At 37.8% G+C, this 6010-nt stretch carries 6 protein-coding genes; all 6 read right to left on the bottom strand.

Going from position 1 to position 6010, the window contains the following annotated elements; all coding sequences use genetic code 11:
* Positions 1–393 (bottom strand): NAD(P)/FAD-dependent oxidoreductase (locus F6K13_RS14625; RefSeq protein WP_287287718.1); only part of this gene is annotated, 393 nt, incomplete at its 3' end.
* Positions 394–512: 119 nt separating this feature from the next.
* Positions 513–932 (bottom strand): hypothetical protein, encoded by a 420-nt coding sequence (locus F6K13_RS14620; protein WP_353735664.1) that lies wholly within the window; start codon positions 930–932, stop codon positions 513–515.
* Positions 877–1134 (bottom strand): hypothetical protein, encoded by a 258-nt coding sequence (locus tag F6K13_RS35170; RefSeq protein ID WP_287239212.1) that lies wholly within the window; start codon positions 1132–1134, stop codon positions 877–879. The genes F6K13_RS14620 and F6K13_RS35170 overlap by 56 nt, the downstream gene beginning before the upstream one ends.
* 447 nt (positions 1135–1581) lie before the next feature.
* Positions 1582–2379, bottom strand: coding sequence for a precorrin-4 C(11)-methyltransferase (cobM, locus tag F6K13_RS14615; RefSeq protein WP_287287717.1), 798 nt, complete (start codon positions 2377–2379; stop codon positions 1582–1584).
* Between the two features lie 700 nt (positions 2380–3079).
* The gene (gene lgt / locus F6K13_RS14610; RefSeq protein ID WP_124142989.1) at positions 3080–3964 is read right to left on the bottom strand and encodes a prolipoprotein diacylglyceryl transferase; all 885 of its coding nucleotides are present in this window, start codon (positions 3962–3964) and stop codon (positions 3080–3082) included.
* Positions 3965–4919: 955 nt separating this feature from the next.
* Positions 4920–6010, bottom strand: a 1091-nt coding sequence (locus tag F6K13_RS14605) for an iron uptake porin (RefSeq protein ID WP_287287716.1), incomplete at its 5' end; no start/stop codon positions are given.

Below are 6010 nucleotides of genomic sequence, written 5' to 3'. Positions count from 1 at the left end.
ATGGCTAAAACAAGCGTTACAATGTAGGCAATATTCGGGCAAATAGGCAAGAATTGATTCTAAGATAGCTTTACGATGGATTAAAATTCCAGGAATCTCTTTCTCTTCATATTCTACCTGTTCTTGCTTGACAACTTCGTCTTTGAAGTTACGAAATTCAAAGGTTTTTGCAGGTACACCTTTTTCGATTAACTGGTAACATAATTCTGGGTTTCCCTGATGAATTGCTTGCATTCCTGGAGAAATTAAGAGGATACCGCAGCCATCAGTACGGGGAGCAGGATATTTTTCAAATAAGTCAACTTGATAACCTTTTTTAGCTAATAAATAAGTTAAATAGGTTCCTGTTGTTCCTGCGCCCACAATGCCAATACGAGTATTTTGTGCAATCATAAATATAAGGTTATTCGGCCTGTGTTAGTTACTTAATAATTGAAGTATTACCTAAGTACAGCGTTACTTTTGATTGGTATAACTTATCGGAAATATACTTTTCATTTAATTGTATTTTTTTAAGTAGTCAGACTAGCTGTTAATATTCCCATAATTAGATTAACTTGATTTAGGTAATATTCGGTTAAATCTATAATAATATTTTGTTCTTGAAGTTGCAAGAATCGCCAGTTAGTTCCAGATGTAATTGCTCCATAAATTGTGCTTATATTGTTGCCTTCTTTTTGGTTAAAAATTTTAGCAGCTATCATTTCAGCTATACATTGCCCTAATCCTAAATTGAGATTTTCTTTTTTCGCTTCAACAATCACAATTATTGGAGCTGTTACGATTAACATTTCCGAAGATTTCGTGATTAAAAAGTCACAACTTCCCTTTAATCCTGTTTCTGGTTCGACTGTAAAATCTATGCCTGAAAATATATTAATTTGTTCTTGATTTTGTCTTTTGATATCTATTAATATTGGCGCAATTATCATTTCCGTTTGCGGAGCATTCCGTCAGGAAACGAGCTTTTTCACTATTACTTGCCAGGGCGATCGCTACGTTATAGTTCAGTATTTCTGTTAATAATTTACTTGGTTGTAATGGCGATATATTTGCAAAATAGTTTTGTTCTTCTCTTATATTAATTTCAAAAGTTTGTTTAATTTTTTCTAATGTAAAATCGCTGTAAGACATTTTTTCTTAAATACCTAATAAGTAAGATATATAGCGCTGCGCGCAGGCAACAGCTCATCTGGCAACAGCTCATTTGGGGGAATAAATTGCCTATAATATAAGATTTTAGCTATTGGACAATTCCTGTAATTTGCAAATATGCAAGTGCACATTGCTATAAAAATTAATAGAGTTGTCGCTAAATAGATGGAAAAAATCGCTCAAATTAAGACACAGTAATAATTCCAGAATTTTTGAATGGAAATTGCTAAAATCCTTACATGATAAGGGTTTACCAGTTTTTTATAGTTATAAAGCGACAAGTCTAATTGGTAGTGGTGCATTGTAATGGTATAACCAGTGGGAGCATCTTGCTCCCGTTATAATTATTTTTGGGTTGTCTTGCTCGCTAACCTGTGAAGATATATATTTTTTAATTTCTCCCCACTCCCCTACTCCCCTACTCCCCTACTCCCCCACTCCCCTGCTTCCTCGAAACAGATGAGTATGTTGAGGATTATAAAGACCAGAACGCCCTACTTTTTCCACTTTCTCCAACGCTGGACTAATCACATAAAGAGTTGTTCTAACTAACTGCTTCTCCTCAGTAACAACAGCCATTTTCTCCAAAGGTACAACCCAAATTTGTTCATCAGGCCATCCCAGACGATAACATATCGCAATAGGTATTTGAGGAGAGTAATGTTCTATCAACTTTTGTTGTGCTTCCCAAACATGACGAGCGCTCAAATACAAACATAAACTTGCTCCGTGAGCAGCCAAACTACCCAACTCTTCACTAGAAGGAACTCCTGTAGCTTTTCCACTAATCCTAGTTAATATGATTGTCTGCACCAACCCAGGTACAGTCAACTCCACTTTTAACTTAGCTGCTGCATCCTGAAATGCGCTAATTCCCGGCACAATTTCAAAATCAATTTCTGCCTCTGCCAAAAGCTGCATTTGCTCATAAACCGCCCCATACAAACTTGGATCTCCAGAATGGAGACGCACTACAGAACAACCTTTTTTCACTCGGTCTATCATTAAAGGCAGAATATCTTCTAGAGTTTTATTTGCCGTTCCAATAACCTCAGCATCAGGACGTACAACTCGTAACATTTGCTTAGGTACTAAAGAATCTGCATATAGAATTACATCTGCTTTCGCCAAGAGATTATAAGCTTTCACCGTTAATAGCTCGGGGTCTCCTGGACCTGCCCCTACAATGTAGACTGCTGGTTCAAGACTTTCTGTATTATTCATTTATTATATTAGTCAAAAAATTTTCTTCAGTATTCTGTGATTTTTCCTGATGTTAGTACCTATATTCAGAGAAAAGGAATGGTAGATGGACCCTGGTATAGCTCTGGACTTACTGTCTAGAGCTTTTTTTATCTTTTCTTTTGCGAGTTTAATACCAAGCGTGAAAAAATAATGTTACAAACTCTAGTTATAGGGAACAGGGAACAGGGAACAGGGAACAGGGAACAGGGAACAGGGAACAGGTAAAAGAGATTCGTCGCAAACATTTATCAAACTGGTATAATACCTCACCGTCAACGCAGGGTCAATTTATTGTCACGCTTAGAAAAATTGTATCCTCAGGACTTATGCAAATTAACCTTTGACACGCCATATGTAGGGGTGAATGGCATTTGCGCTCCGCAAAGCTCCGAATAGCGTCCTCACTTGATTTAGTGTCCGTGCGTAAGTCCTCATTCTTTGAAATTTCCTAAATCTTGCTAGAATTAGTTAACCAAAAATATAGAGTTGTAAATATTCTCTGATGACAAAGAATTAGCCCTGCACCGTCAACAGGGGTGGTGAAAATTGTTTGGGGCAATAAGAAACGAAGTAGGATGTCAAAGACTATCGCCATGCAATTTTTCCTTCTTACTTCTGCCTTCTGCCTTCCCCTTCTGCCTTCTGCCTTCTGCCTTCTGCCTTACTCATTACTAGCATTTCACTCTTTCTGTGTCTGTTCCTCCCTATACTTATTCTCTGAAGGCCATATATCAGGTAAAGGTCGCTTCAACAAATATAGCCAAGCCAAACCTGCTAACCCCAACAAAATTCCAGCTAAACTCACAAATTGGGCAATTCGCAGTGGCCCTAACATCAAACTATCAGTCCGTAATCCCTCAATCCAAATTCGTCCACTACTATAAGCTGCCATATAAACAAGAAATAAAGTCCCTACTTTAAGTCGATATCTACCCCGCAAATCTCTAAAAAATAGGAATAGTAATAGTCCAAATACCATCAAATTCCATAGAGACTCATATAAGAAAGTGGGATGAAAATAATCAAAATTTACTAATTCCGATGGACGACGTTCTGGAGGGATATATAACTTCCAAGGTAAATCAGTGGGACTACCAAAAGCCTCAGAATTGAAAAAATTACCCCACCGACCGATAGCTTGTCCCAAAATTACAGAAGGAGCCACTAAATCTGCCAATTGCCAAAAAGAGATTTTATTAATTCTGGCAAAAATTAAAGCAGCGATCGCTCCACCAATAATTGCTCCATGAATTGCAATACCTCCTTTCCAAATTGCAATCATATCTATAGGATTTTGTTGGTACTGTTCCCACTCAAACAGAACATAGTACAACCTTGCTCCAGGAATTGCAGCTAATACCAACCAAACCACTAGATCACCTAATAACTCAGGGTTAACATGACGGCGTCTAGCCAAATATTGGGAAAGAGTAACTCCGATTAATACTGCTGTGGCAATTAAAAGTCCATACCAACGGACTGCCAAAGGCCCCAATTCAAAAATAATTGGACCAGGAGAAGTAAATTGAAAGCCTAAAGGCAATATGGGAATCTCTGTTATCATAAATTTACATAGAAAAATCACTTATAAGAATACCTTAATAGCTAAAAGTCAAAAGTTAGAAATTTTGAGGAATATAGCGATCGCACAGCATATAGTTAAGTAATATTATGTCTGGTTGAATAGTTATAAATAACGAGATAGGAGTCAGGAAGGAAGAAGAAAGAGCAAGAGGAGAAAATTGTTTCATCACTAATTATCCGGACATGATATAAATAGTTTTTCCCTTTCAATGCTGACTGCTGATATGAAATCTGGTTATATCAAATCCGTTTAATTGGACATAAAAAAAATCTTCAATCGTCATAACTACCCTCATCTTTGTAATTCTTTCTCCTCCTGACTCCTGTCTTCTCCTCCTGGGAGGGGGAGGGGCGAGGGGTGGGTTGACTCCTGAGGACTCCTAACTTAACCATTCTATGGCTGTTTAACCGGATTTGATATTATACAGTTATCGCACTTTCTACTTCCATTCTAATGCAGACATAAAATGCCGGAATATCCCAAGATTTTTGGCGTTGCTGAGTGGTAATGATTTTGAGATTAACTTTGGGCGCAAAACATCAGTTTTTCAATTTTACCTTCAGCTAATAGACATCTCCAAGAATCAAAAATCAATATCTATATCCCAAAGAAATTATCAATTCTTTACCCCTACAGCAAAGCTGCCTACTGCCTACTCCCTATGCGTGGTGTAGTCTACCCAAATGAAAACCGCTGTCAAGCTAAGACAACGCAAGATTTTTCCTTCTTTCTTCTTCCTTCTGCTATACATTGATATTAAAAAAGTAAACCCCTCAGCTTGATCATCAGCACTTCTAAAGGCTAGCTAAGGGGTATAAAACTATTCCAGAAACTGACTAGCTAATGGGTTGTTCTATCATTTACTAAATTGCCAAAGTTGTCGAAATAATGGAATCTGATTAACTAATATATTTCTTGTTGTTAATTCAAAGTTTTAGAATCTGAATTGAGTTCTTAATGTACCGACCCAAAGAGTGTCATTATCCTCAATGTGGTTAGGATTTGTAATCACAAATACACCGGGAGTAATAGCGATATTGTCGTTCATTTGGAAGCGATAAAAAGCTTCAATATGTATAGAAGTATCATCATCTTTCAAATCATCATTATCACCACCATCAGTAACAATTGGTGGTACACCAACAATAATACCTCCTAGACTACCTTCTTTCAGTAGGTCTGGGAAAGCTAAAGTCAAAGCACCAGTAATAATAGTGATATCATCAGTATCATCATCATCTTCAGGACGGGCAAATAAAGTACCGCCCCAACCACCTATCTGAAAGCCATCAGTAACTCTCCATTGAGCCTCAAAGTTAATAGTATCTGTGGTAGTTGCTCTACCATCAAAAGGATCTCTGGCTAGAAAACTACCTGTACTTCCGGTCAAGTTAACATCATTTTTCGTATGATAGCCGCGCAAATAACCGACTTGAAAAGCAAGTTTGTCATTTGGTTCAATTGTAAACTGGCCAAATCCACTAAATGAACCATTAAAAGCACCTCTACCTTCTCGAGGATCTTCCTTATCTGGTGCAGCATAACCCACAGTTACCTGAATTGCATCATTGAAAGCGTAGGCAAACTTAACACCAGCATCAGAAGGAGCACGATAATAAATAGGGTTGAATCGTCCAAATCTGGAAATAGCACCAGCACCACTACTTTCTAGAGGTGTAATAACTCCGATAAAGTCATCAATACCATAGCCTGTAGCAGCTAGTTCTATTTCACCTCTACCATTTAGTACAGGAAAACGATAGGCCAACTTACCAATGGAAACATCATCATCTGGGCTACTATCTGTAGCTAAACGAGTCATTAAACTATTGGTCAAACTTCCACCGCTATAGTTAGGAATGTTATTAGCTTGTAGACGAGTTCTTAAACGGTCTTCTCCTGTGAAACTGGTATCAAAGTTCAAACGAACCCGATAACCAAAGGTTGTCTGAGTTTCGTCCTCATCACTGCCGGATCTTCCGCGTCCCTCAGCTTGTTCTCCCCAGGTATCGCTCAACCAAAACA

Source organism: Okeania sp. SIO2B9 (assembly GCF_010672505.1).
Taxonomy (GTDB): domain Bacteria; phylum Cyanobacteriota; class Cyanobacteriia; order Cyanobacteriales; family Microcoleaceae; genus Okeania; species Okeania hirsuta.
The sequence above is the reverse complement of the archived record's forward strand: the minus strand, read 5'-3'. Positions and strand labels throughout refer to the sequence as shown.

Coding starts and splice junctions, on each gene's coding strand:
- F6K13_RS35170 (WP_287239212.1), bottom strand. CDS start 1,134: ATGTCTTACAGCGATTTTACATTAGAAAAAATTAAACAAACTTTTGAA.
- lgt (WP_124142989.1), bottom strand. CDS start 3,964: ATGATAACAGAGATTCCCATATTGCCTTTAGGCTTTCAATTTACTTCT.
- F6K13_RS14620 (WP_353735664.1), bottom strand. CDS start 932: ATGATAATTGCGCCAATATTAATAGATATCAAAAGACAAAATCAAGAA.
- cobM (WP_287287717.1), bottom strand. CDS start 2,379: ATGAATAATACAGAAAGTCTTGAACCAGCAGTCTACATTGTAGGGGCA.